This is a genomic window from Bdellovibrio sp. HCB-162 (assembly GCF_047344985.1).
GTDB lineage: Bacteria > Bdellovibrionota > Bdellovibrionia > Bdellovibrionales > Bdellovibrionaceae > Bdellovibrio.
The window spans coordinates 2909912-2933550 of sequence record NZ_CP178861.1; the positions used below are offsets into that span (position 1 = coordinate 2909912).

22 protein-coding genes and 4 tRNA genes are annotated in these 23639 nt (G+C 44.9%); 7 read left to right on the top strand and 19 right to left on the bottom strand.

Features of this window, described 5'->3' with window-relative positions:
- Window positions 1–8: 8 nt before the first annotated feature.
- From ACLSSO_RS14080 to pyrF, 6 genes are all read right to left on the bottom strand, one after another.
- Window positions 9–83, bottom strand: a tRNA-Thr gene (locus ACLSSO_RS14080).
- A gap of 16 nt (window positions 84–99) precedes the next feature.
- Window positions 100–176: transfer RNA gene (locus ACLSSO_RS14085), tRNA-Gly, on the bottom strand.
- A 66-nt stretch (window positions 177–242) separates the two neighbouring features.
- A tRNA-Tyr gene (locus ACLSSO_RS14090) sits at window positions 243–328 on the bottom strand.
- A gap of 27 nt (window positions 329–355) precedes the next feature.
- A tRNA-Thr gene (locus ACLSSO_RS14095) sits at window positions 356–431 on the bottom strand.
- Window positions 432–498: 67 nt separating this feature from the next.
- On the bottom strand, window positions 499–1386 hold the full coding sequence (locus ACLSSO_RS14100) for a TrmH family RNA methyltransferase (protein WP_413943185.1): 888 nt from the start codon (window positions 1384–1386) through the stop codon (window positions 499–501).
- Complete coding sequence (pyrF, locus tag ACLSSO_RS14105) at window positions 1373–2092, bottom strand: orotidine-5'-phosphate decarboxylase (RefSeq protein ID WP_413943186.1); 720 nt, start codon at window positions 2090–2092, stop codon at window positions 1373–1375. The genes ACLSSO_RS14100 and pyrF overlap by 14 nt, the downstream gene beginning before the upstream one ends.
- 175 nt (window positions 2093–2267) lie before the next feature.
- Here pyrF and ACLSSO_RS14110 point away from each other — a divergent pair, with 175 nt between their 5' ends.
- The 4 genes from ACLSSO_RS14110 (at window position 2268) to ACLSSO_RS14125 (ending at window position 6830) form a co-directional block, all read left to right on the top strand.
- Window positions 2268–2690: a HAMP domain-containing protein gene (locus ACLSSO_RS14110; RefSeq protein WP_413943187.1), complete on the top strand. Its 423-nt coding sequence runs from the start codon at window positions 2268–2270 to the stop codon at window positions 2688–2690.
- Between the two features lie 146 nt (window positions 2691–2836).
- A complete protein-coding gene (locus tag ACLSSO_RS14115; protein ID WP_295905662.1) occupies window positions 2837–3268 on the top strand; it encodes a choice-of-anchor D domain-containing protein in 432 nt (143 codons plus the stop codon).
- Between the two features lie 149 nt (window positions 3269–3417).
- Complete coding sequence (locus tag ACLSSO_RS14120) at window positions 3418–4770, top strand: HD domain-containing phosphohydrolase (protein ID WP_295905661.1); 1353 nt, start codon at window positions 3418–3420, stop codon at window positions 4768–4770.
- Window positions 4767–6830: a sensor histidine kinase gene (locus tag ACLSSO_RS14125; protein WP_413943188.1), complete on the top strand. Its 2064-nt coding sequence runs from the start codon at window positions 4767–4769 to the stop codon at window positions 6828–6830. Before ACLSSO_RS14120 ends, ACLSSO_RS14125 begins: the two co-directional genes overlap by 4 nt.
- A 5-nt stretch (window positions 6831–6835) precedes the next feature.
- On the opposite strand, the gene purM is transcribed toward ACLSSO_RS14125, so the two are convergent.
- From purM to ACLSSO_RS14175, 10 genes are all read right to left on the bottom strand, one after another.
- Window positions 6836–7840, bottom strand: a complete 1005-nt coding sequence (gene purM, locus ACLSSO_RS14130; RefSeq protein WP_413943189.1) for a phosphoribosylformylglycinamidine cyclo-ligase — start codon at window positions 7838–7840, stop codon at window positions 6836–6838.
- 68 nt (window positions 7841–7908) lie between these two features.
- Window positions 7909–9432, bottom strand: a complete 1524-nt coding sequence (gene purH, locus ACLSSO_RS14135; RefSeq protein ID WP_413943190.1) for a bifunctional phosphoribosylaminoimidazolecarboxamide formyltransferase/IMP cyclohydrolase — start codon at window positions 9430–9432, stop codon at window positions 7909–7911.
- The gene (locus tag ACLSSO_RS14140; protein ID WP_413943191.1) at window positions 9429–10163 is read right to left on the bottom strand and encodes a phosphoribosylformylglycinamidine synthase subunit PurQ; all 735 of its coding nucleotides are present in this window, start codon (window positions 10161–10163) and stop codon (window positions 9429–9431) included. Before ACLSSO_RS14140 ends, purH begins: the two co-directional genes overlap by 4 nt.
- Window positions 10147–13191, bottom strand: coding sequence for a phosphoribosylformylglycinamidine synthase subunit PurL (locus tag ACLSSO_RS14145; protein WP_413943192.1), 3045 nt, complete (start codon window positions 13189–13191; stop codon window positions 10147–10149). Before ACLSSO_RS14145 ends, ACLSSO_RS14140 begins: the two co-directional genes overlap by 17 nt.
- The gene (purN, locus tag ACLSSO_RS14150) at window positions 13191–13811 is read right to left on the bottom strand and encodes a phosphoribosylglycinamide formyltransferase (RefSeq protein WP_413943193.1); all 621 of its coding nucleotides are present in this window, start codon (window positions 13809–13811) and stop codon (window positions 13191–13193) included. Before purN ends, ACLSSO_RS14145 begins: the two co-directional genes overlap by 1 nt.
- Window positions 13808–15046: a phosphoribosylamine--glycine ligase gene (gene purD / locus ACLSSO_RS14155; protein ID WP_413943194.1), complete on the bottom strand. Its 1239-nt coding sequence runs from the start codon at window positions 15044–15046 to the stop codon at window positions 13808–13810. The genes purN and purD overlap by 4 nt, the downstream gene beginning before the upstream one ends.
- A complete protein-coding gene (locus tag ACLSSO_RS14160; RefSeq protein ID WP_413943195.1) occupies window positions 15043–16080 on the bottom strand; it encodes a phosphoribosylaminoimidazolesuccinocarboxamide synthase in 1038 nt (345 codons plus the stop codon). Before ACLSSO_RS14160 ends, purD begins: the two co-directional genes overlap by 4 nt.
- Window positions 16071–16790, bottom strand: coding sequence for an AIR carboxylase family protein (locus ACLSSO_RS14165; protein WP_413943196.1), 720 nt, complete (start codon window positions 16788–16790; stop codon window positions 16071–16073). The genes ACLSSO_RS14160 and ACLSSO_RS14165 overlap by 10 nt, the downstream gene beginning before the upstream one ends.
- Complete coding sequence (purF, locus tag ACLSSO_RS14170; RefSeq protein WP_413943197.1) at window positions 16787–18244, bottom strand: amidophosphoribosyltransferase; 1458 nt, start codon at window positions 18242–18244, stop codon at window positions 16787–16789. Before purF ends, ACLSSO_RS14165 begins: the two co-directional genes overlap by 4 nt.
- A gap of 294 nt (window positions 18245–18538) precedes the next feature.
- Window positions 18539–19423, bottom strand: a complete 885-nt coding sequence (locus ACLSSO_RS14175) for a LysR family transcriptional regulator (RefSeq protein ID WP_295903922.1) — start codon at window positions 19421–19423, stop codon at window positions 18539–18541.
- 139 nt (window positions 19424–19562) lie between these two features.
- On the opposite strand from ACLSSO_RS14175, the gene ACLSSO_RS14180 reads away from it, so the two are divergent.
- Window positions 19563–20165: a hypothetical protein gene (locus tag ACLSSO_RS14180; RefSeq protein ID WP_295903925.1), complete on the top strand. Its 603-nt coding sequence runs from the start codon at window positions 19563–19565 to the stop codon at window positions 20163–20165.
- Window positions 20165–20854, top strand: coding sequence for a Fic family protein (locus tag ACLSSO_RS14185; RefSeq protein ID WP_295903928.1), 690 nt, complete (start codon window positions 20165–20167; stop codon window positions 20852–20854). Before ACLSSO_RS14180 ends, ACLSSO_RS14185 begins: the two co-directional genes overlap by 1 nt.
- Here ACLSSO_RS14185 and ACLSSO_RS14190 read toward each other — a convergent pair.
- Together ACLSSO_RS14190 and ACLSSO_RS14195 are read right to left on the bottom strand one after the other, a co-directional pair.
- Window positions 20805–21692, bottom strand: a complete 888-nt coding sequence (locus ACLSSO_RS14190; protein ID WP_413943198.1) for a cation:proton antiporter — start codon at window positions 21690–21692, stop codon at window positions 20805–20807. The genes ACLSSO_RS14185 and ACLSSO_RS14190 overlap by 50 nt on opposite strands.
- 5 nt (window positions 21693–21697) lie before the next feature.
- A complete protein-coding gene (locus tag ACLSSO_RS14195) occupies window positions 21698–22213 on the bottom strand; it encodes a hypothetical protein (RefSeq protein WP_413943199.1) in 516 nt (171 codons plus the stop codon).
- A 56-nt stretch (window positions 22214–22269) separates the two neighbouring features.
- Here ACLSSO_RS14195 and ACLSSO_RS14200 point away from each other — a divergent pair, with 56 nt between their 5' ends.
- Window positions 22270–22920: a hypothetical protein gene (locus ACLSSO_RS14200; protein ID WP_413943200.1), complete on the top strand. Its 651-nt coding sequence runs from the start codon at window positions 22270–22272 to the stop codon at window positions 22918–22920.
- Here ACLSSO_RS14200 and ACLSSO_RS14205 read toward each other — a convergent pair whose 3' ends face one another.
- Window positions 22921–23589 (bottom strand): L,D-transpeptidase, encoded by a 669-nt coding sequence (locus ACLSSO_RS14205; protein WP_413943201.1) that lies wholly within the window; start codon window positions 23587–23589, stop codon window positions 22921–22923.
- Between the last annotated feature and the right edge of the window lie 50 nt (window positions 23590–23639).

Below are 23639 nucleotides of genomic sequence, written 5' to 3' on the forward strand. Positions count from 1 at the left end.
GTAACAAGTGGAGCCCATGATCGGAGCCGAACCGACGACCTCACCCTTACCAAGGGTGTGCTCTACCACTGAGCTACATGGGCGTATAGTTCTGAAAGTTGGAGCGGGAAACGGGTCTCGAACCCGCAACCCTCTGCTTGGAAGGCAGATACTCTAGCCAATTGAGCTATTCCCGCCCAGTCAGAACGCCCTGAAGAGAAGTAAACTTCTCTTCCCATTCCCTTCCGAGTCAGCATTCAAAATGGTGGGCAGGGAAGGATTCGAACCTTCGTAGACGCAAGTCAACGGATTTACAGTCCGTCCCCTTTAGCCACTCGGGCACCTACCCAGTTGTGAATGTTGACTCAGAAAAAAATGGAGCTGGTTATGGGACTCGAACCCGCAACCTGCTGATTACAAATCAGCTGCTCTACCAATTGAGCTAAACCAGCCTTACTGAGATAACCGAAATGTTTTACGGATAAAATCTATGTCCGTCAAAGATAATTATTTAACAGATTACGATTTTTTTCGGTTTCCGCGCGGCGCGTGCTGCCTCAACGTCTCAGTTAACGCCATAGCTGTCGCTACGGATGCGTTGTAACTCGCTGAAGAGCTAGCCTGCGGAATGAAAACCAATTCATCACAAAGTCTTTCCGTTGTCACTCTTAAACCTTTGTCTTCCGAACCAACTGCCCAAACAACTTTGTCGGGAAGATCTAATTCGAAAATAGATCGTTTTCCACGGGGACTTAGTCCAAAAATCCAATAACCTTGTTTTTTTAATTCTTCCGCATACTTAGCGAAATTCGTCGTCTCTTCAACAGGGACGTGTTCAACTCCGCCGCAAGCGACTTTATGAACTGTTGGAGTTAGACCCACCGCGCGATCTTCCGGAATCAAGACACCTTGAGCACCTGCAAGCCAAGAAGTTCTCACAATTGCACCCAGGTTGTGCGGATCTTCGATACCGTCCAACATCAAGACGATGGACTTCTCAAAATTTTCTAGACCTTGCATATCCAAAGTCGGCGCTCCATCGACGAAAATCGCAGCACCTTGTTGAGACGAACCGAACTTTTCGATCACAGTCTCAGGCTTGATGTCGACCTTCACGCGGCTCTCAAGAGCAAGCTCATGCATTTCGCGCAAGTCATTGGAACTCTCCCATCCCTGACGAATCCACATGCCCTTCACTTCCTGAGGACGCACTTTTAAAACCTCATTAATCGCGTGCGTACCGATGACGATGCGCCACTCGCGAGGAATTTGATTTTCAGAGCGTTGAGAAGGAGCACCTCTCCCCTGCTGAGGGCGACCGCCTCCAGAGGGACGACCACCTTGCGGAGGACGTTGTGAATGAGAATGAGAGTTGCGAGATCCAGGACGAGAATTATTTTTCTTCATATACAGCCATTACGAAATCAGTTGCAGTTTCCTTGATGTTTTTTGCTTCAAGGATCGGACGACCTACCACCAAAGCCGATGCTCCTTTGCGGAGAGCTTCTTTAGGGCCCATGATACGTTTTTGATCGCCAGAATCCTGCATACTAAAGCGAATTCCCGGCGTGACAAGGTAAAGATCGCGGTTTTGTAAAAGGTCTAATTCGTGAGGAGAGCAGACAATACCTGAAAGACCCGAATCTTTCACCAGTGTCGCGAGATCCGTCACGTGTTGAGCAATCGGTTGCTCTTTCATATTCACCGGCAAAGAGTTCTGATCCCACGATGTCAGAATCGTGACTGCGAGAATTTTAAAAGGACGCTTTTGATTTAATTCCTTTTCCACTTCCGCCATTTTTTTCAGAGCTTCCGATCCGCTGAGGGCATGCACAGTCACAAGCGATGCTCCTGCTTCAAAACTAGCTCTGACGGCCGCTTCCATTGTGGAGGGGATATCGAAGTGTTTGTTATCGAGGAAAATCGGAGCTCTTGCCGCCATTTCTTTGACGAACTCCATGCCGTAGCGAAGACATAAGCGCGGACCTAACTTAATTCCACCGACGATATCAGCAACGTCATCGGCAATTCGCATCGCTTGATCGCGAGTGTCCACGTCCAATGCCAATATGATCGGATTTCTCATCGGATGAGCACGAAGATTTTTATTCATGGGAAGCTCCTAAAGGAAGTGAGCCTAGCTTCTCATTCTGGGAGGCGCAACGCAACCTTCGGTGCGAGGGGGCGAACGGAGCAACGTCTCAGTTGGGGACGGAATGGCGCTGCGTCCGACATTTCATGGAGGTTTTTTAGGGGTGCGCTACAATCTTATTAGGAGCAAAAAACACATGTCTATATTTAAGCCCCGCCGCAAGATGGTAGTGAACCGCGAGGTTCAATACGACGTACTGATGTACGTCGGTGTCTTCATTGTTGCCCTCTTTATAGTTCAAGTTTTTACTGCTTATCTTTTCTTAGATCAGGTGCAACGTGTGGTGGGCACAATGTCGGCCTTGGAATTTATTGCTCGCTATAAAATAAGCTTCCTCGTTTATCAAATCATTCCGGTTTCTTTTAGTTTGATTGTCGGTGTTTATATTTTCAATCGACTTACAAGTCGCATCGCCGGACCTCTCTTCAATATGAGAAGAATTTTGCAGAAAGCGCGCAACGGAGAACTTGAAACCGCAGAAATCAAATTGCGAGAAAATGATTATTTTCAAGAAGAGATAAACGACATTAATGTCATTCTAAAAAGAAAATCCGACTAACGAGGCCTTCGGGCCTCCGTCATCAAGCTAGTTTTTAAATTTTGACATTTCCTAGCTCCGACTTTGTATGACAACTCATGCATTCTTGGATTTTATTTTGCGCGCCTCGCTCCTTACAGAAAAAATAGAGGAGACAGGAGGTGCCTATGAAATTATTATTTCTCTTACTTCTCAGCATTTTCTTTGCCGTGCCGAGCAACGCCGATGAGACTACAGCGCCGTCCTTTTCTGAAGAGGTTTACGGCATCGACATCGGCAATGAAGATATGCAAATTCAGACACAGTATCTCTCCTACAATTTCGGCCGGACACTCGTAAACACAACTAAATCCGTGCGCTTCTATCTCCGTAACAATGGCCGCTTTCCGTTCTATATCAACAGTATCAATACGAACGGCGACCGCTTCAGAGACGAAGAAAATTGTCCCGGCGTCTTATGGCCTGGACAAAGATGCACCATTCGGGTCCTCTTCCGACCCAATCAAGTGGGGTTTTTTACAGGAAGTTTGGAAGTCGATCTTATTGGCCGCGAGGATACTATTGTGAATTTACGTGGAAGAGGAGTTTGGGGATTTTAACTTCTTAGCCACTTTAGCTTTAAAGGGGGGCCACGGTAAACGGCTCCCCTTTTCTCATTCTGAGATTCATTACAAATGAAAAAGTGAGTTCACCTCGTCGAGATTAAACGCAAATCCACGCCGATAAGAACAGTGGAGGCGCAGACACGATGAAAAAGATCCTTTTGGTCGAAGACGACAATTTATTTCGCTCGGCCGTCAAAAGTATTTTGGGAAAAAAATATGAAATCATAGAAGCCAATAATGGAAAAATGGCCCGCGAGCTTATAATAATGAGCCCTCCGGATCTGGTGATTTCAGATATTCAAATGCCTCACTTCAGCGGCGTTGAACTGCTGACCTGGATTAAAAAGAACCAGCCCCTTCCTGTGATTCTAATGACTGGATTTTCGCAAATCTTGGAAACACAACAAGCCCACAACTTAGGCGCCGATGACTTTTTGGCCAAGCCGTTTAAGGAAGACGAGCTGACTGAGAAGATCAAACGAATCTTTAAAGAAGAAGAAGCCCCCGCAGGACCTGCCGTTCCGGTGGATTTAGACAAAGAGTTCTGCAAACTTCCCATTGAAGACTTCGTCTCTGACAAAGAATCCGATTTTGCGATCTACATTCGCATGACATCGAGTAAATACATTAAAATTGCCCATCAGGGCGGACGTCTTTCTCCTGAAAAAATCAACACTCTTCGTGAAAAGGGAGTGACTCATCTTTATATTCGTCAGGAAGACTTTGGGAAGCTTGTTGGCTTCACAGTTCTTGTTTCCAAGGCTGTCTCCGCCAGCGGGCAAGTGGAGCGCGCAAAAAAACTTCGCTTCATGCAATACACGGGAGAAATGCTTGTCCAGCAGGCGTTCGTGCAAGGAACCGATGAAGCCCTTTTCCGCAACGCTAAAGATTTTCTTACCACGAGTATGAATATCATGACTGAAGATCAAGAGACCTTCACGATGCTGGAAATTTTAAGCACTCACACGGATCACCTCTATACACACAGTTTAGGTGTCAGTATTTTTTCTGTGATGATCGCAAAACAACTGGGCTGGCAGTCTCCGCAAACGCTTTTTAAAATCTCTTTGGCGGGTCTTTTCCACGATATCGGAAAAAAAGAAATTCCTAAACATATCTTGGAAAAATCGCGCGCTCTTCTTACCCAGGAAGAACGCTCTCTTATTGAAACTCATCCCACTCGCGGAAAAGAAATTCTGGAGTCTTTAAAAAATGTGCCTTCAGAGGTGATTCAAGTGGCGTACGAGCATCACGAAGATGTGTTGGGTCAGGGTTATCCTCGCGGCATTGATCATAAAAGAATTCATCCAATGACTCATATTGTGGCGGTGGCGAATGCTTTTTGTAACTACACCCTTCCCAGCCCCAGCAATCCGCGTCCTTTGAATGCCCAAGAGGGATTTATGGCCATGAAAAAGTACAAGGAAAACTCTCTGGATTCACAATGTCTTTCGGCTTTATCTAAAGTGCTTAAACAACAAAAGGCCGCTTCATGAATTTAAAAAGCCTCTCCGTTAGAACTCTTTGGAAAATGGCTTTGCGAATTACAGTCGTGGTCTTAATTGTCACGGTTTGCGGTTATTTGCACTTAAAACACACGATTGAAGAGCAAAGTAAAAACACTCTCTCCAGTTATAATGCCGAGAGGGAAGCCCGTGAACGCATTGTTTTCGATGAGGCCCAACAAAATCACGAGATTCTGAAAAAAGAATTTCTTTTGCAGTATAAAAAGAATCTGAAGGACCCACTCACTCCAGGAAGATACTCTAAACTTGTAAAACGATATGACGACGGTGCTACTCGCAATAGAGATGAAAAATTCGACGGTAAAAATCTTTCAGGCATTTTTATTGGACCACAGGCCGATCAAAGTCTTTCCTTCATGGCGCGCACACTAGCGGCGTATGATCTATGCAATCGCATGGGCCCCGCTTATCACTCTCGGTTTCAGGACACTTATTTTACATTTCCGGAAAATGCCATTGTTCTTTATTGGCCCGAACAACCTCTTTGGGCTCTGGATGCAAAAAACACTCTGAATATGCCTGAGGAGGAATACGCCTCTGTTTCGATGCCGGCTCAAGATCCGCAAAAAAAGACGGCTTGGACGGGACTTTTCTATGACAAGGTTTCTAAGATCTGGATGGTGACAGGTTCAACACCGATTTATGACGGAGCAGAGTTTTTGGGTTCGGTTCATCATGATGTGATGGTAACGGAACTTATCAACCGCACGCTGAATGATCATCTCAAAGGCGGTCGCAATTATGTTGTGCGTGCAGACGGTCGTTTGATCGCGCATCCCACGCATTTAGAAGAGTTGCAAAAGCATGACGGTAAATATGACATCAAATCCAGCAAAGATGAAGTTTTGCTTTCTCAATTTCAATTATTGGGGAATCACAGCTCTGCCGAAGTGATTTCCGATGAACATGACAACTATTTAGCGATTGCAAAAATCGCTGGTCCTGATTGGTATCTCGTTTCCGAATATCCCAAATCTATCGTGCGTAAGACCGCTTTGGAAAACGTCGGTTTTCTTTTAGGCGCGGGAGTTTTTTCTTTAGTGGTTGAGTTGATTGTATTATTCTTCGTTTTGCGTCGGGAAATTTCACGTCCTTTAATGGACTTGATCTCCAGCGCGAAAGAAGTCGCTCAAGGGAATTACAGCATTCACCTCTACACCTTCGCCCAACGTGAGGATGAATTAGGCCAGCTCGCCCAGTCTTTCACAGAGATGACTCATGCCTTAAATGAGCGCGATAAAATGTTGGCCCGTCACAATGAAGATCTTGAATCGTTGGTTACCGAAAGAACGCGGGAACTGGACTACCAAAAAACTCTGAACATTCAGGCTTCTCGCCTTTCCGCCCTTGGGGAAATGGCTGGAGGCATGGCTCACGAAATCAATACGCCTCTTGCCACTATCAAGCTTCTCTCTGCACAAGCCACAGGTGAAGTGCGAGGAGATATTCCGGACATGCTGGTTTTAGAACATGCCCTGATGCAAATTGATAAAACCGTCGATCACGTTGCAAAAATCATTCGCGGCTTAAAATCTTTTGCCCGAAACGGCAACCAAGATCCGTTTGAGCTTACGGATCTTCACTCTGTAATTGAAGACACCGTTTCCTTGTGCACGGAACGTTGCAAGCTTCACGGCGTTCAACTTCGTGTTGTTACTTTAGATCATCCTGTCATGGTTCAAGGTCGATCCGTACAACTTTGTCAGGTCTTGCTAAATCTGATAAACAACGCGCACGACGCTATCGAAGGACTTCCCGACAAGTGGATTGAAGTCCGTCTTGTGGAAACCCCAGAGGGAGCGGAACTGCGAGTGACAGACAGCGGTCCGGGCATTCCTCCTGAATTGCGGGAAAAGATATTTAATCCTTTTTTCACGACAAAAGGAGTCGGTAAAGGAACCGGCATGGGCCTAAGTATTTCCCACGGGATCGTTCAATCACACAATGGCGATATCGTCATTGACGAAGATTCACCTCACACTTGTTTTAAAATCCGCTTGCCGCAGGTGACTCAAGCTAAGGTGGCGTAAACGAATTACGACCAGGCTGCTGTCATCTCAATTTGGCCGTGGCCTTTGCGTATTTCTCCTAGGCGCCAGGCTTTGACTTTGTTTTCGTGCAGGTGACTTAAAACGGAAACTGCTTGGTCTTTTTTTATCAGAAGAGTAAAGCCCACCCCCATGTTGAATGTGCGGAAAAGTTCCTCTTTGGAAATATCGACTCTTTGAAGAATTGTTTTAAAGACCGGAGCCATTTCGGCTGTCGTCGGCCAGTAATTGATTTCGTAATCGAAGTTTTCGCTCATGCGCGGAATGTTGTCGAGGCCCCCGCCCGTCATGTGAGCTGTTGCGAGCAAGGCTGTTGGGAATTTTTTGCGCAGATCTTCGAAAATTTGTACGTAGATTTTTGTGGGCTCAAGAAGTTCTTTCATGAGTTCCGTTTCTTCGTCTTTTACAAGTTTGCGTAAAAGAGAATAGCCGTTAGAGTGAAATCCGCTCGAAGCAAGACCAATGAGAACATCGCCTTCACTCATGCGTTCTTCTGAGAACATTTCTTCGGGAGCCAGATCCCCGACACTAAAACCTGCGAGATCATATTCTCCGTCTTGATAGACTCCGGGCATTTCGGCTGTTTCGCCACCGATTAAAGCCATGCCGGATTGTTTGCAGCCGTCGACCATTCCTGCGATGAGTTCCTCACTGACGCGCGTGTCGAGTTTTCCGAAGGCCATGTAATCTAAGAAAAACATCGGACGCGCGCCTACACAGAGAAGATCATTCACGCACATGGCGACTAAGTCGATACCGATGCCGTGATGTTTATCCACTTTTTGCGCGAGTTTGAGTTTAGTACCCACACCGTCCGTGCAAGATGCGAGATATTTTTTGTCGTTCAATTTGTAAACCGCGGCGAATCCACCGATTCCTTGAAGGACTTGATCGTTAAAGGTCGTTGGGACCAGTGATTTGATACGATCTACAAAGGCATCGGCTTTGTGGACGTCGACTCCGGAAGTTTTATAATCAATCGACTTAGACATTTTTTATCTCCTCAGTTTTTTAAATACAAATTCGTGGCAAGCTGCGTTTCAAAAAGGTACGGCGTACCTCAATGAAGAAAGTGGCGCCGGCCTGTGAACATCATGGCTATTCCGAGCTTGTCGGCTTCGGCGATGACCTCGTTGTCTTTGACTGAGCCTCCTGGTTGAACGATGTATTTCACTCCGAGTTTTGCTGCGACTTGCACCGAATCAGCAAAGGGAAAAAATGCATCGGAAGCTAAAACCACGTCGGATACGTCTTTGATGTTTTTATCCTGCAGTCTTGAAGTGATCAGTTTTTCGATGCAATCAATGCGGTTGGTTTGACCTGAACCCATTGTGAGAAGCTCAAACTCAGGACCTTCTTGGCGGCACAAAGCAATGGCGTTGCTCTTGAGGTTTTTCACGGCAAGCATTGCAAATCCTGCCAGATGTTTTTTATCTTCGGCAAAATTATTTTTTGTGGCGACTTTGCTTTGTGAAAGATCGAAGGTGTCTTGTTCTTGAACTAAGAGGCCACCTTCAATAGAACGCACATTCCATGACGGTTTCGTTTGCAGATTTACTTCCATCACCCGGCAGTTTTTCTTTAGTTTTTCGCGGGCGCCTTCTGCGAAAGACGGAGCCAAAATCACTTCGACAAACTTTTCTGAAAAGAAAGCGGCGACTTCTTCTGTGACTGCGAAATTCAGAGCGATGATTCCGCCGAAAGAACTTTTCTCGTCACCTTTCCAGGCTTTTTCTAAAGCGCGAAGTGGTGTTTCTGCGATCGCCAATCCGCAAGGCGTATTATGTTTCACGACGACGGCTGTGGGTAAAGATTTGTTCCCCTGCCAATTGTGCACGTCTTGCAAAGTCTTAAGAGCGAAATCAGAATCCAGATAGTTGTTGTAAGACATCTCTTTACCTTGAAGAGAACGCGCGTGTGCGAGACCTTCTTGAAAAGGATCCTTCATGACAAAGGCTTTTTGATGAGGATTTTCACCGTAGCGTAAAGCGTCCCCTGTGCTTTGAGTTAAAAAGCCCGCGATAGCCAAATCATAGAACGAAGTCATGGTATAAACGCGAGCCGCGCATTTTTGACGGAACTCAAAACTTGTTGTTCCATTTTTCTCTGTGAATTCTTTTTGGAATTCTTCGTATTGAGAAGGTTCGCAAAGAACTGTCACCGAACGAAAGTTTTTTGCTCCAGCACGTAGAAGTGTGGGGCCTCCGATATCGATGTTCTCAATGCATTCCTCAAAGCCCGCCTGTTTTTTTAGAGTTTCATGAAATGGATATAAATTCACAACGACCAAATCTATCGGACTGATACCAAGCTTAGCGGCTTGTTCAATATCTTGCGGGTCCTCTCGACGAAACAAAAGTGACGAAGCGATTTCAAAGCTGATGGTTTTCATGCGGCCTTGAAAGGCTTCACCTTTGCCACTTAAAGTTTCTACCGGTGTGACTTTAAGTCCTGCTTCCATCAAGGTTTTTGCTGTGCCACCACTGGCGATGAGTTCTACGTTTTTTGCAGCCAGAGCTTTTGCTAAAGGAAGCAAACCCGTTTTATCAGAGACGCTCAAAAGAGCTCTGCGAATGGATGTCATCTTTCACTCCTTAAATAATTCACGGCACTTTTAAAAAACTCCAAACCCCATGCTTTGCCTTCAAAAGGCAGATGCCAATCATGAAGAGCAGCTTCGGGGTGCGGCATGAGTGCAAATACCAAACCGGAAGCATCGCAAACACCGGCGATCTGCGCTGCTGCACCATTCACGTTTTCTTTGTATTTTAAAACGGTCTGATGATTTGCCTGAAGACGGTTCAAGGTTTTTTCATCCTGGCAGACGAAACGGCCTTCACCGTGACGAATGGGAAGCACAAAATCTTGAGGGAGTGTTTTCGTCCACACACAAGGGGATTTTTCATCTCTTTCCAGCTCCACCCAACGGTCGATAAAATGTCCTTGTTCGTTTTTTACTAGAGCACAGCTTCTTTGAAAATCAGCATCCGGAAGAAGGCCCAAGCGCACCAAAGTTTGAAAGCCGTTACAAATTCCTAAAACCGGCTTCGTTTTTACGAAATTTTGTAATTCCGCTTTCAAAGTATTTTCTAATTTCAGAGCCAGGATTTGCCCGCTCCCCAAATGATCGCCAAAAGAAAATCCTCCCGGAAAAACCATTGCTTGGTAGTTTTGCAAACTCTGCGGATTTTTTAAAAGTTCATTTACATGAACTTTGCACGCTTCACCACCAGCAAGCTCAATCGCGCGCGAAGTTTCGTTTTCACAGTTAATTCCGTCGCCCCAGAGGACTAAGAACTTAGGCTTCATAGACATTTTGCACTCCTTGAGCCCAAATAGTTTGGATGTCTTTTAACGGTGTTCGCATTTCTTCCCCGGCAAATTTGTACTTAAGCTGAGAGGAGTCTGTGACTTTTCCTAAATGCAAAACATGTCCTTTAAAATGATTTTCAAAAGACGTTTTTTGATTTGGTGGAACACTGACGATAAACATGGACCCTGTTTCAGACCATAATTGATTCCACGTCAGAGCGGTGAGATCTACATCCGCACCGAGATCATTCCCGAAGCAAGACTCTGCCAATGCTCCCATCAAACCGCCTTCTGAGATGTCATGACAGGATGAAAGATATCCTTTTTGAATGCCCTGATAGATTTTTTCATAAAGAGCCGCATTCGCATTCAAATCCGGATATTCAGGGTTGAGCGTTTGTTCTTCGGTAAATTCTTGTGCGAGAGCGGATCCGCACAAACTCTGTGTCAAAGTTCCGAGAACATAAATTTCATCGTCTGCTTTTTGAAAAAATCCCGGAGTTGTTTTTTGCGCGTCAGGAATTTGACCGATGGCTGTCACTAACAATGTCGGCGGCACCGAAATTTTGACGGTGTCTCCTGATTTTGTTTTACCGATAAAGTCATTTTTCATGCTGTCTTTACCACTAACAAACGGAGCCTTGAAAGACTGAGCCGCATTGTAGAGTCCTTCACACGCACGTACTAATTGCGCCATTTTGTGAGAAGCATCGGGGTTGCTTTGCTTTGCAATAGGATCAGGCCAGCAGAAATTATCCACCAAAGCCATACGTGATGGATTTACTCCCGTTGCGACCAGGTTTCTGACAGCTTCATCCACTGCTTTTTGCGCCATCAAATAAGTGTCATAGTATGAGTATTGTGGGCAAAGGCCGTTTGAAACCGCAACGGCATTGTTTTCTTCGCCACCATGAACGGCAAGATCTATGACTCCTGCGTCGTTGGCACCTTGTTGAGTTATTCCGCCGTAAGGTTTAAGGCGAGTGGCACCTTGAACTTCGTGATCGTAGTAACGAACAATAGGTTCACGTGAAGCTACATTCGGCGACGCCATCACTTGCTTCAGGGCCGTCAAAAGACCTTCTGCCGTCGCTTCAGGCATTTTTTTCTTGGGCGTTTCACGATGATATTCCTGATAGATTTTCGGACCGTCAAAATGAGCTTTTAACTTCATTCGACTTAAACCTTCGTGAAGAAAATGAAGCTCCAAAGACGCAAGAGGTGTTTCGGCATAGTGAACTTCGAAAATCCCGCTATTCGTGAATTCACCAAGAACGCTCGCTTCAACTCCCATATCGTGCGCTAAAGCGAGAAATTGCTTAAGATGCGCTGGTTTCACGGCGTAAGACATGCGTTCTTGCGATTCACTGATAAGCATTTCCCAATATTCAAGATTTCCGTATTTTAGCGGATGCTTGCTTAAATCCATGCGAGCGCCGCCGGAAAATTGTGCCATCTCCCCGATAGAAGAACTGACCCCACCTGCCCCATTATCAGTAATAGCTTGAATCCAGCCTTGGTCACGAGCTTGCAGAGTGAAATCCAAAAGACGTTTTTGCGTGATGCTATCCCCGATTTGCACAACGTTTGAAGAGACTTGGTCGTGCAATGCCAAAGAACTAAATGTCGCACCGTGAACTCCGTCTTTTCCTAAACGTCCTCCGGCAACAACGATCAAATCTCCGGGCGCAATTTCTTTTTTCTCTGAGGGACGTCCTTGCACCGTTTTTGGCATGACGCCCAAAGAACCAACGAAGATTAATGGCTTTGCTGCAAATTCACTCGCGAAATAAAAACTTCCGTTGATGGTTGGAATGCCACTTTGATTTCCGCCCTCTTCGACACCTTGATGAACCCCGCGGAAGATAACGCCAGGATCTTTCAAAAGCTCGGGTCTTTTTGGTGAATCAGCGCTTGGGAAAAGATCTTTTTTAGAAAGGCAGAAAACATCGGTGTTCGCAATGGGCTTAGCACCTAAACCACACCCAAGAATGTCGCGATTCACACCTAAGATTCCTGTTAAGGCACCGCCAAAGGGATCTAGAGCCGAGGGACTGTTGTGTGTTTCTACTTTCACACAGATATTTACGTTTTTATCGAAGTCAACGATACCACCGTTGTCCTTAAAAACTGAAACCAGGTAACCGCAGTTCTCAAGGTCTTTGGTCGCTTTTTGAATATAGCTTTTATACAGACTTGTGATCTTTTTTTCACCAAGAGCAGGAAAGCTGCCTGACTCTTCAGAGTATTCCACTTCGGCAGCAAAAATCTTGTGCTTGCAGTGTTCGCTCCAGGTTTGCGCAAGACACTCTAGTTCCACCTCGGTGATCTTGCCATTCCAACCTAGATGAGCTCTTTCCTTTTGAATTTCCGCAGAAGAAAAATGCGCGATGATTGTTTGAATTTCTTCATCACTCAAAGCCAGTCCACGCTCTTGATTGATTTTATTTAAGACATCCACTTTTAAATCAAACAGAAGAAGCTCGCGCTTTTCCATTTGTGGCGCTTGCCAGAATTTCTGAAAATTCTGCCAGGGATTGTTTTTCTTTAGCTCTGTTCCACGAAGGCTTTCGACTTTGTTGAGCAATGGATTTGCAAGTGATTGAAATAAAACCTTCTCAATCTGTTTTTGTGAAAAATCGCCATGAATTTCGATTTCCCAACCACTGTGGGCTTCAATCCCAAACTCTTGCCACGACTGTTGAAACCCCGGTGCAAAGAGCATTAAGGCTTCAGTCGCAGAGCGCGCGAGATTGTCCGTCACTCCCGCTAAGAAACGAACTTCAACATAAGTCGCCGTTTCATTAAAGGGACCAAAACCGTGTTGGATTTCTTCAGCAATCGGATCAAAGAAGATTTTATCCATCAATGAATCCAAACGCAGTTCTTTTCCAAAACCGGGCTTTTTTTCCAGGAGCCAGTACACACGTCTTAATCGTAAATCCGCAATGGGAGCTTCTTTTTCAAACGCTTTTTTAAGAGCTTTTTCGGCACTGTGGTCATAGAGACTTCGCACAGATATTCTTTGCATTACGGATTCTCCTGAAAATAAACGGTCTTTCTTTGCAGAGTCGCAAGGCTTTCAAGAAAGCCTGTGTACATACGATGTTCTAATTCATGAATACGCGCTTCCCAGGTCTCTAAAGAATCTTGGGAATTTCGCACCAAAGATTCTTGCGCTAAAATCAATCCTGTATCCATCCCTTCATCCACCAGATGAATACTAACTCCACTCAGAGGTACTTCATCCTGAAAAGCGCGCACGATAGAGTCCACTCCGGGATAAGCGGGAAGCAAAGACGGATGGATATTGACGACTTGAGAAGCACCATTGTGCCAGTCAGAAAATGTCTTTAAAAAATCGGCCGACAAAAGGCGCATATATCCCGCAAGAAAAATCCAGTCTATGCGATGCTCACGCAAAAGACCGAGGATCTCTTTTTCATGAGATTCTTTGTCAGCTTTCTTAGGAACTAAGTACGTGCGTAGGCCTTCGTTTTTTGCTTTCTCTAAAACAGGAGCGTCTTTCTTGTCCGAAAGAACAAAACTAATATCGACTTTCCCTTCAGAGAAAATCTTGGCTTTTTGAATCAAAGCCATAGCATTAGAACCCTTACCTGAAGCAAAAATGGCAATACGCGGAGGTCTCATAGTCCGATGTCCTCTCTCATATACATGCCTTCAAAAGAAATCTTACGCATATCCTGATAGGCCTGAGCGCGAGCCGCTTGTATGGAGTCTGCAAGGGCGGTAACACCTAAAACACGACCGCCAGAATTGACGAGATGATTTTGTTTTTCACTCACGCCGGCAAAGTAAAGGTCCGACACCAAATTTGCTTTTTCTGGATATGAAATAGGATTTCCTAAAAGCATTTGTGTTTGCGGATAACCTTGGCTCACAGCCACGACATGAACTGACGCCTTTTTAGAAAGTTCACACGCTTGATTTTTAAGTTCGTGAGTCACGGCAGATACAATCAATTTTAAAAGATCCGTTTTGATTCTTGGAAGCAATGCCTGCGTTTCAGGATCTCCCATACGCACATTGTATTCGAGAACATAAATTCCCTTATCCGTTTTCATAAGACCTGCAAAAAGAAACCCTTGATAAGGCATTTTTTTTGCCTCTAAACATGTCAAAGTCTTGGCGAAAATATCACGGATAGTTTGTTCGTCTTCTTGAGAAATAAAATCACAAGGACTGTAGGCTCCCATTCCGCCAGTGTTAGCACTGAATGGATCTGGAGTGATGCGCTTGTAATCACAAGCCGTTCCTAACAACACAAAGTCTTTGCCATCACACAGGGCAAAGGCAGAGAGTTCTTTTCCGATCAGACATTCCTCTAACAAAAGAGGATATCCAAACTGAGTTCCCAATGTTTCGACAGCTTCCACAGCCTTTGCGCGGCTTTCACAAACCCACACACCCTTGCCTTGCGCAAGACCGTCGGCTTTTACAACTAAAGGCGATGAGAAGTCATGCTTTTCAACGGCGAGAACTGCATCTGCCGTTGTGTAACTCACCACACATTTAGCTGTTGGCACCTGTGCATCGTGAAGAATCCCCTTACAGAAAAGTTTCGAAGACTCCAGTTCCGCAACAGCTCTAGAAGGTGCAAAACAAGGAATGCCTTGCGCCTCCAGATTCTTTTTTAAATCCGAAAGAATCGCCGCCTCGGGCCCCACTACAACCAAAGAGACTTTATTTTCAAGACAAAATCTCTCGATCATTTCAGGACTTTCAAAAGGCGCACAAGAAATGCCCGCTTGAGCCATACCAGGATTTCCCGGACACACCCAAAGCTCTGTCACTAAGGAAGATTCTTTGAGTTTTTTTGCCAGAGCGTGTTCTCTTCCGCCTTTTCCGACGACGACGATTTTCATAAAGACTTCTCCAAAACCTTCTGCGCTTTTTGATGCCAAAGTTTTAAAGTGAATTCTTCCGAGAACGGTTTTTTTCTTCCAACAAGCGATGCGATTTCATTTGCCAAGGCTTGATACAACAAGGAACTGACTTCAATCTGCTCTTTAGATAAGGACTTCGGCGTTTCTCCTAATTCCTTCGCGCAGATGGATTTCCAGTCTTGAGTTTTTCTTTCTTGCGCCAGGTCTTTGGCTTTTTTGACAGCATCACTCCAAGAAGTGTTGCGATAAAGCTGACGCAGGAACTCCTTAGATAGAGGCAAGCCTTCATAAGTTAAACGCAATTCATCAGGACCAATGGAATCAACAAGAAGGAGCGTCCGTGCTCCAGAGGGTCCTTTGTTTCCAAATGCATATTCTAATTTTCCATCCCACAGCTTCACGCCAAAAGAAGCAAAGAGCTTATCAAGCTCCATCGCCACCGTTTGTGTCTCTGTACGCAGGTTTCGTAATTCTTCGTGAGACAGAATTTCCATTTCCGCGATTTCTTGACGAGTTAAATAGCGATCCGAGCTTTCAAGCTTTGTTGAAAACTCAATCAGTGGCGGGGTGAAGCTGGCTTCTCCACTGGGGATTGTCTCTAAACCCAAATCTTCAAGATAATCAGGATTTTTCTTAAGACGTCCTTCTAAAGAATTTCCTTGTCCTAGGTGTTTTCTGAAGATCACTTCCAATGGAACAAGACAGTTTGTGGGAACGTCTTCATAAATGGAATAATCGTATCTGCCCTCAATCCACTTGGGACGAAGGACGTTGACCGATTGCACTTCAATCGCGTTGGCAGCGACGGAAGAAATAAAATGCGACGGAATTCCTTTTTTTGCCAAGTATTCGAAAAAGGAGGCTGCCATGGAGGCCAAGGCTTCTCCTTTATAGGGAACTTCATCCGGCATCTCTCCCCAATCGAAAATGGAATAACGATTGCTGTATTGAAAAACCAGATGGGCTTCGTTTTTATAAAGATCTTTGACTGAACCTTTGTAGATTAGTTCCATGCGCTTTTTCCTGTCTCGACAAGTTTTTTCCATTGCAGAACAAAGTTTCCGATATTGTTGGCTCCGACCCATGCTCCGGCGTGACGGGCTTTAGCAAAGAAATCCAAAGCGAGGTTGGAGCTTGTCAGCTGTTCTTTTTCACAGAGGAATAAGTTGAGTCCATTGACTTTAGGAAGCTCCCAAGGGCTCACGATTTCTCCGACACAGCGATCTTCTTGAGCTGCCGTCCAAATAATTTCAACACCGCTTTGAGTTTGAATTTCATCAAGAGCTTTTTGAATCGGCGAATAAGATTCCAGATTGCGATTCCAATGCAGATAAATTTTGTCTGACGGAAGATTTTTCCAACGGAGAAGCAGATCCGCTATGCTGCCAGCGTTTTCTTCCGTCACCGCCATCACAGGAACACCTTTGGGCATCTGTACGATAGATAGGAATGAATCAAGTCCCGCAAAAGCTCCGTTCACCGCGATTCCGAAAACGGGTTTATCCGTCAACGAAGCCACCACTCCCGGCAAGTGAGCCGCAAGACCCGCCCCTGCAACAAAAACATCGGCTCCGCAGCCCTTTACGATTTCATGAACTCGATCAGGATTTCTGTGAGCAGATGCCACTTCCATTTTTACTTCGCCACATTTTTCCAAAGAGCGACATAAAGGACCATACACGCGTTCATCATTGGCACTGCCAAAAAGAACTTGAATCTTCATAGAGGCACCTCATTTTTTCCATCACCGCCGATATTTGTCTTGCGGGTTTTCATAAACTTTTCTGTTGAAACTGGAACGGGATAATCACCGTCTAAACAAGCACTGCAAAGATCCTTAAGACCAATGCCTTCTTTCAGACGATTTAATGGCAAAAACACAAGACCATCGACCTCAAGAATTTTCGCCACTTCTTCTTCGCTTTTTTTATGAGCGACCAGAGCTTCGCCTTCAGGGAAATCAATGCCATAAAAACAAGGATGACGAATCGGAGGACATGTCGAAGCGAGATAAACTTTTTCAGCGCCTGCTTCGCGAAGAAGACGAATGATGCGAGCTGAAGTCGTGCCTCGCACGATGCTGTCGTCGACTAAAAGAACTTTTTTACCGCGAATTTCACTTTCCACCGGAGAAAGTTTTAAGTTCACCATCATCTTGCGCAATTCCGGTTGATTGACGATGAAACTGCGTTGCACATAACGGTTTTTAATAAGAACTTCGCGGTAAGGTTTTTCTAAAACTTCAGCCAAACGACAAGCCGCCGCTCGTGATGTGTCTGGCACGGGAGCCACCACATCGACATCAAGACCCTTGGCGATACATTCTTCCGCCAAAATTTTTCCTAGATTCAATCGAACTTCATAGACAGGACGGCCATGCCATTCGGTTTCTGATCCTGCGAAATAGATCCATTCAAACATGCAAGGACGGGCTTTTTTCTCACTTAATAAGAACGAGTGAAGATTGAGATCACGATCGACGAGAACTAACTCTCCAGGACGCAGATCGCGCCAGTATTCAAATCCCAACCCAAAGAAAACCTGTTTTTCAGAGGCAAAACAGTAACTGTACTTATCCCCTTTTTTCTTTCGTCCAATTAGCAATGGCCTGATTCCATTGGCATCACAGAAAGCAAACATGCCCTGTTCTGCCAACATACCGATGGCACTGTAAGCACCTTGCACTTGCTCTAAGAGTTCTTTTATTGATGCTGCCAAGTTTTCCGGGATGTTTTGCAATTCTTTACGTGAAGCGAGTCCCACGGCGGTCATGTGCAAAAGAATTTCAAGATCGTTGCGGCTGAAGGTCCAACGCAGTTTGCGGTTGCGAAGGTAATCCACAACTTCGTCGTAATTAGTGACGTTTCCGTTGTGAATCATGCCGATACCATAAGGATAACTTAAGAAAAGGGGCTGCAAATCTTCTTTATCAACGGTGCCAATTGTCGAGTAGCGCGTATGTCCCAATGCCATGGAACCTTTAAGGCGCTGCATACGCTCGGAGCTGAAAACATCTTCGACCAATCCCAAGTCTTTTTCGAGATGAAACTGCGAGCGTTCAAAATCATAGCTAAGAATCCCCGCGGCGTCCTGCCCCCGATGCTGAAGAGCAAATAATGCGGGATAGAGTTTTTCGCCTGCTTTTTCTTCACCGATCAGACCAACAACTCCACACATCGGCTACACTCCCTTGAAAAAACAAAACGGCGTCACATGGACGCCGTTTGATTTATTAATATCGATATTCAAATTTTGCAGACACTTCGGGTATTCGGATACACGGAGGGTATTGAGTCGGGATTTGTCCCCCGGACTTCCTCCCGACGGAGGCCAGTAGAGCGATTTTTTCCTTAAGAATGATTCTAAGAACACTCGCTGAGCCATTACTCTCTCTCAAAAGTTATGATTGGATGGCCAAGGCTATCGATCGTGACAGAGTTTGGTCAAGAGCCCTAACACAATCCTAACAATTCAACTCTTCGCGTCTTTGAACTGCTTTAACAAGTAATCCAGAAATACCTTTTTACGCTTATCTATTAATATTTGTTCGTGGCAAATCAAATAAAGAGTCTGCGGCTTCTTATCCTGTTCAACAATTTCCACATATCCTTTTTCCACCGCCCGAACTGCGCTAGTTCTTGGAATCACTGACATTCCATGCTGCTTGCGAACCAAGTCGATGATCGCCCCGTGAGAGTTCACGCTGGAAAGATAGCGCACCTTGGACATCTCTGTTTTATTTAAATGTCTCTCTAGAAATCCTTTTAAATAGAGATCATTCTCGCGGTAACCGATAAAATTATATCGCTCCTGTTTACGCCAATTTGCCGCGACTTTCTTGTCTGCAATCATGACAGGAATATCCTGAGTCACCGCAAAGGCCTTCACGGATTTGCGCTCACTCAACTCATAGACAAATCCAAAATCCAGAATTCCCTTGGCAACTTGGTCGTTCACCAAGGATGTCGACATCAATGAGACGTGAATCGTGGACTCTGGGTGAACTTCCAAGAACTGGGCGACCTTGGGAAGAAGCAAAAGCTGCCCGGCCTCGTACATGCTTCCCATACGGATATTGATTTTCAAGAGAGTACTATTTTCACTTCTGTCTAAAATTAGAACTCTTTTGATTTCTTCGACAAGAGGCCCGAGTTTGCGCTTCAACTCCAGGCCTTCTGGAGACAACGCCACACTTTTCTTGGAACGCAGGAAGAGAGCATATCCTAAATTCTCCTCCAGCATTTTAATTTGCCGTGAGACCACGGGTTGCGCCGTATTGAGGATTTTAGCCGTCTCGCTAAAGTTTAAGTTCTCGGAAAGCACCACAAAAGTTTCCAGGAAATTCCAGTTGAGCATCACCAACCTCGTCTAAAAAGCCTGTCTTTAATATATATCAAATTTGTATATATTAAATGTTTTTATTCTATTATTATATTTAGTTCCTATGGTGTATAAGACTCCCGAAACCCAACATCCCCCCTCTAAGGAGTTTTTTATGAAAAAGGAACTTTTAGCGAGCGTATTGACTTTGACTGCAGGTATGGCAAGCACAGTGAGCTTTCCGCAACAGGCCCTTGCAAGATCCACAATCGTTGAGCAGCAATTTGCAAAAACGTTCAAATTAAAATTGGACCTTCAAGCCCGTCACACAAATGACAAAGGCGAAGTGATTCTGGGGCACATCTACTTGTACCTTCAACAAGAACCTATGACTCCGACCTACAGCAACTTGCTTCATGGTGAAATGACAGGCTCTTTGTACTTTGAAAGCGATGAATACACGCACAGCTATCAAGATCATCAGTACAAAACAATCGTGCCTTTGACAGGTGACGACGGCGAAGTGCTTTTGGATATGACCAACAAAGACAAAAAGAACGGCAACAAATATCAAGTCTATGGTTGCAACTCGACGCAAACATTGTGTTCTGCAGACAGCTACGAAGTGGAAATCCTGGCAAACAAAACTGCGAACATGACTTTGAAAATCGCAGCTGATTTAAAAGTTGAAATCAACCACGTCTACAATGATGGTAAGTCAGAATGGCTTGCATTTGGATACAACGTACCAATGATTGAAGCACCTGTAGAAAAATAATGTCTGATTTTGTCGAGCGCCTTTCAAGAAAACCCACGGATTCTGAATCGACTGAGATTCAAAAGCAGTTGAATATTCTTGAAGAGCTCCGTCAAAAAACTGAAGACCTTCCCGCTGACAAATGGCAGGAAGGTCTTTTGCGTTTAGCACCTTTTCGCCTGAAATCATCGGGCACTCTCAAAAAAGGCGACGTCGAGAGTTGGCAGCAAGCCAACATCTATGTTGCGCAAAAAATCCAAACAGATCAGCTTCCAACTTGGGAAGACATCACGCAAATCAATGCTCTTCTTCTAGGAAGTTCCCACGGCACTCTACGTGATAAAAGAATTTTTCTAGGACCGATTGAAGCCTGCCCTCTAGAAGATATGGAAAGGGCTCTTGGTTGCTTCAAGGAACAGATTCTGCACTTTAAACAAGATTCCAATCCGTTGATCCAAGCCGCTCTTTGCCAATATTGGCTTGTCAGCATTCATCCTTTTATTGACGCCAATGGAAGAACCTCTGTTTTACTGACGGACTGGATCTTAGGAGCACATGGATATCTGCCAATGAGCTTTGCGACAAAACTCGACGCGATTGTCGCAAGTCTTACGGATGGCCGCGCTTCAGCAACTCCAGGAAACGCGATTCTCAAACTTATCAACAATGTTCAGCGCAGTTATCGATTGATTCTAAATGAGGCGCCTTAGTTTTTCGAACTAATGGAACTGCCATCAAAGAAGTAATAATCCCAACTAATACCAATCCTGCGAAAGAAGCTCCGTCAATCAACCCTGCACGATAGGCAAAGTGTGCTGCTAAAACCTCCATCGCTCCACGGGCATTCAGAAGAATGGATAGATCCATGGCTCCTTGATGACTCTCCCCTGCCCAGCGCGAAAAGATATAAGTTCCCAAACTTTTCGTCACGATGGCCACAGCCAACAAACTTAAGAACACAGGCAAAGAGAACAAATTAACAATGTCGACCTTCCATCCCAGGCCCACAAAAAAGACAGGTGCTAACACCCACATTTGGAAATGAAGTAGGCCCGAAGTGGTTTGCAAAGTCTTAAAGCGTCCGATCACAAGCCCTACGAAAAATGCCAGCACAACCCAATGACTGATGATCCATGCTTTAACATCCTGCTGGGGCAAAAGAAAAATCAAAATAAGCCAGGGACAGATGTCGCAAAGGCTTGCAAGCGTGATGGTCCGCTTCGCAAGAAGAGTTCCATAAAGGCCTTTTTCCTTCAGAAGCTGGATGGCTACAGGCAATGCAGAAATTCCCATAGCCAAAGCCAGAAACATTTTCTGGCCCAACAAAAAATAACCTAAGACACATGGAATAATAAAAGAACCGATAAAAACAAGAGCATAAAAACGCGCATCTTTTTTGAGATTTAAAAAACGCATTTCCCAGCCCGCAAAAAATAAAAACACCCCGCCCGCCGCCTGAGAAACTAAAGAGAACCAAGAAGGCATATTCAGGTTGAAAAGTGAAGGCCCCAGGAAAATGCCTAAAACAATCCACGCTACAAACTTCATTCGCATCAGTCCTTTTTTGAATTTTTGGATTTACGGTAGGCAAACCATCCAAGAGAAACAAAAGAAAATAAAATCGCGAGGGCCACAGAAATCTTTCCGTCGGTGGTGCCCTCTTGAGCAGATTTAAGTCCCAGATAAAAAATCAAAGTTTTAACTATGAATAAGGCCTGTAAAAGAATCCAGATATAAGAAAACAGTTCCCAAAAAATGATCTGCTCTTCGGTGCGAGGCTTTTTTTCTTTTTTGGCAAGACGGTGTTCACCCCAAAAGCTATCGTGAAAGTCACGGACAACCTCTGTCCACGCACTCTTATAAGAATCCACGGAATTTCCGCGCAGTTCCGCCGCCAACTTTTCCATCGCGACACGACGAAATTTCGCGATCGAAATTTCTGCCCAATGACCACCAGCACTCAACCAAAGATCTTTACCAATAGACGTCTCTAACTCCGTTAAAAACGCCGTCCCGTCAGGCGAGATATCATGGTGTTTTTTAAATTCCTCAATCAGTGTCGTGCTCATAAGTTTTTTTATCTTAGTTTGTTAAATCTGCCAACGTCCAGTATGATGGCACTGCAATGACGATAACAAAGAACAACCAAAATAGAATTGACAGTTTTAAAGCCTCTAGCGAAAAAACCGCGGCGTTGATCTTTGAAGAAGGGATTCTCTTTCGTCCTTATGCCCAACCATCTCTGCCGTATTTCGGCATGCTTTCAGACAATGAACAAGAGGACGTCATTCGTGACCTCCAAACTTATTACCAAATCTGCACCAATGTGAAGAAATCCGGCGGCACTCTCAAGGACACCCGCCTGATGACGGAAATGGCATTAAAAGAATTTGGTTATTCAGTAAAACAAGAAGATCTTGAATTAATTGAATCCCATCATTTAGTTGAGATCTACAATCTGTCACAGTTACAAATTTTTAGAAGTTTCCGTTTTTTTGAACTTTCCAGCTATACTTTGGAAGATCTCTATTGCCGTAAGTGGTATCATCTCTACGAAAGACACGAAGAAGATCACATAGCAACGGCGGAAAAAGTGACGGAGTTCTTGAAAAATCCGGCCTCAATGAAGCTTGATCTCAAAGAACATTCAATTCGTGAAAAAGAAACGTTGGAACGTCTCCATGTATTTAGCCAGCTTCATTGGTTCATTCCCACCTATCACCAAGACACGCTAAGTGGCATCTTGGTGATCGAGACAGCTCGTTCGGCGCTTTAATTAAATGTCTTCGACAACAATCAAAGTTCTCCACTTTACGGCACGCAAAGGACGCCCGTAACGATCGCGAGAGACTATGCCACTTTGATTAATGATCGGCACCAGACCGCGGCCCTCCTGCAGAATTCTTTCGTAAATATAAGAGGCATTGTTACGATGCAAACGAACACATCCTCCCGAAGCGCGATAGCCGAGCTCACTGTAATGATTGGAAGTCGTGGCGTGCACTGCGACTCCACCGTTAAAGAAAACACTGAAATCCATTGGTGCATCCCAAGTTTCAGACCAACCATTGCGGATCAACTCATAGGGATAATAGTAACCGGTCGGTGTGCCGGTAAAATAAGTTCTCCCACTTTTCGCTGTTTCCCAACGCTCTCGTCCTGTGGAAGTTTTCCATTCTGCGACGAGCTTTCCGTATTCATATACCTTCATTCGTTGCGCTCCCGGTCCGGAAGCTTTTTTATTGATGACTAAAACAATCGGAAACTCTGAAAAAATATTCATCGCTTCGACTTGTTGAAACTCCGCAAGACTTCGCACCTGAGCAGTATATCGGGTCTGTGGTAAACCTAAAGCTTCCGAAATCTCCTCTGGAGCCTGTAAATCCACTGCGGCGGCCTGCAAAGAAAGAACAAATAAAAAGAACGAGAGTAATAAGAACTTCATTCAGTCTCTCCTTTGGTTATTGAGTTCTTTTACTGTAGGAACTTCGCCGA

Bases quoted from the DNA above. Each gene is read 5' to 3' on its own strand.
- ACLSSO_RS14100 (WP_413943185.1), bottom strand. From the start codon at position 1,386: ATGAAGAAAAATAATTCTCGTCCTGGATCTCGCAACTCTCATTCTCAT.
- pyrF (WP_413943186.1), bottom strand. From the start codon at position 2,092: ATGAATAAAAATCTTCGTGCTCATCCGATGAGAAATCCGATCATATTG.
- ACLSSO_RS14110 (WP_413943187.1), top strand. From the start codon at position 2,268: ATGTCTATATTTAAGCCCCGCCGCAAGATGGTAGTGAACCGCGAGGTT.
- ACLSSO_RS14115 (WP_295905662.1), top strand. From the start codon at position 2,837: ATGAAATTATTATTTCTCTTACTTCTCAGCATTTTCTTTGCCGTGCCG.
- ACLSSO_RS14120 (WP_295905661.1), top strand. From the start codon at position 3,418: ATGAAAAAGATCCTTTTGGTCGAAGACGACAATTTATTTCGCTCGGCC.
- ACLSSO_RS14125 (WP_413943188.1), top strand. From the start codon at position 4,767: ATGAATTTAAAAAGCCTCTCCGTTAGAACTCTTTGGAAAATGGCTTTG.
- purM (WP_413943189.1), bottom strand. From the start codon at position 7,840: ATGTCTAAGTCGATTGATTATAAAACTTCCGGAGTCGACGTCCACAAA.
- purH (WP_413943190.1), bottom strand. From the start codon at position 9,432: ATGACATCCATTCGCAGAGCTCTTTTGAGCGTCTCTGATAAAACGGGT.
- ACLSSO_RS14140 (WP_413943191.1), bottom strand. From the start codon at position 10,163: ATGTCTATGAAGCCTAAGTTCTTAGTCCTCTGGGGCGACGGAATTAAC.
- ACLSSO_RS14145 (WP_413943192.1), bottom strand. From the start codon at position 13,191: ATGCAAAGAATATCTGTGCGAAGTCTCTATGACCACAGTGCCGAAAAA.
- purN (WP_413943193.1), bottom strand. From the start codon at position 13,811: ATGAGACCTCCGCGTATTGCCATTTTTGCTTCAGGTAAGGGTTCTAAT.
- purD (WP_413943194.1), bottom strand. From the start codon at position 15,046: ATGAAAATCGTCGTCGTCGGAAAAGGCGGAAGAGAACACGCTCTGGCA.
- ACLSSO_RS14160 (WP_413943195.1), bottom strand. From the start codon at position 16,080: ATGGAACTAATCTACAAAGGTTCAGTCAAAGATCTTTATAAAAACGAA.
- ACLSSO_RS14165 (WP_413943196.1), bottom strand. From the start codon at position 16,790: ATGAAGATTCAAGTTCTTTTTGGCAGTGCCAATGATGAACGCGTGTAT.
- purF (WP_413943197.1), bottom strand. From the start codon at position 18,244: ATGTGTGGAGTTGTTGGTCTGATCGGTGAAGAAAAAGCAGGCGAAAAA.
- ACLSSO_RS14175 (WP_295903922.1), bottom strand. From the start codon at position 19,423: ATGCTCAACTGGAATTTCCTGGAAACTTTTGTGGTGCTTTCCGAGAAC.
- ACLSSO_RS14180 (WP_295903925.1), top strand. From the start codon at position 19,563: ATGAAAAAGGAACTTTTAGCGAGCGTATTGACTTTGACTGCAGGTATG.
- ACLSSO_RS14185 (WP_295903928.1), top strand. From the start codon at position 20,165: ATGTCTGATTTTGTCGAGCGCCTTTCAAGAAAACCCACGGATTCTGAA.
- ACLSSO_RS14190 (WP_413943198.1), bottom strand. From the start codon at position 21,692: ATGAAGTTTGTAGCGTGGATTGTTTTAGGCATTTTCCTGGGGCCTTCA.
- ACLSSO_RS14195 (WP_413943199.1), bottom strand. From the start codon at position 22,213: ATGAGCACGACACTGATTGAGGAATTTAAAAAACACCATGATATCTCG.
- ACLSSO_RS14200 (WP_413943200.1), top strand. From the start codon at position 22,270: ATGACGATAACAAAGAACAACCAAAATAGAATTGACAGTTTTAAAGCC.
- ACLSSO_RS14205 (WP_413943201.1), bottom strand. From the start codon at position 23,589: ATGAAGTTCTTATTACTCTCGTTCTTTTTATTTGTTCTTTCTTTGCAG.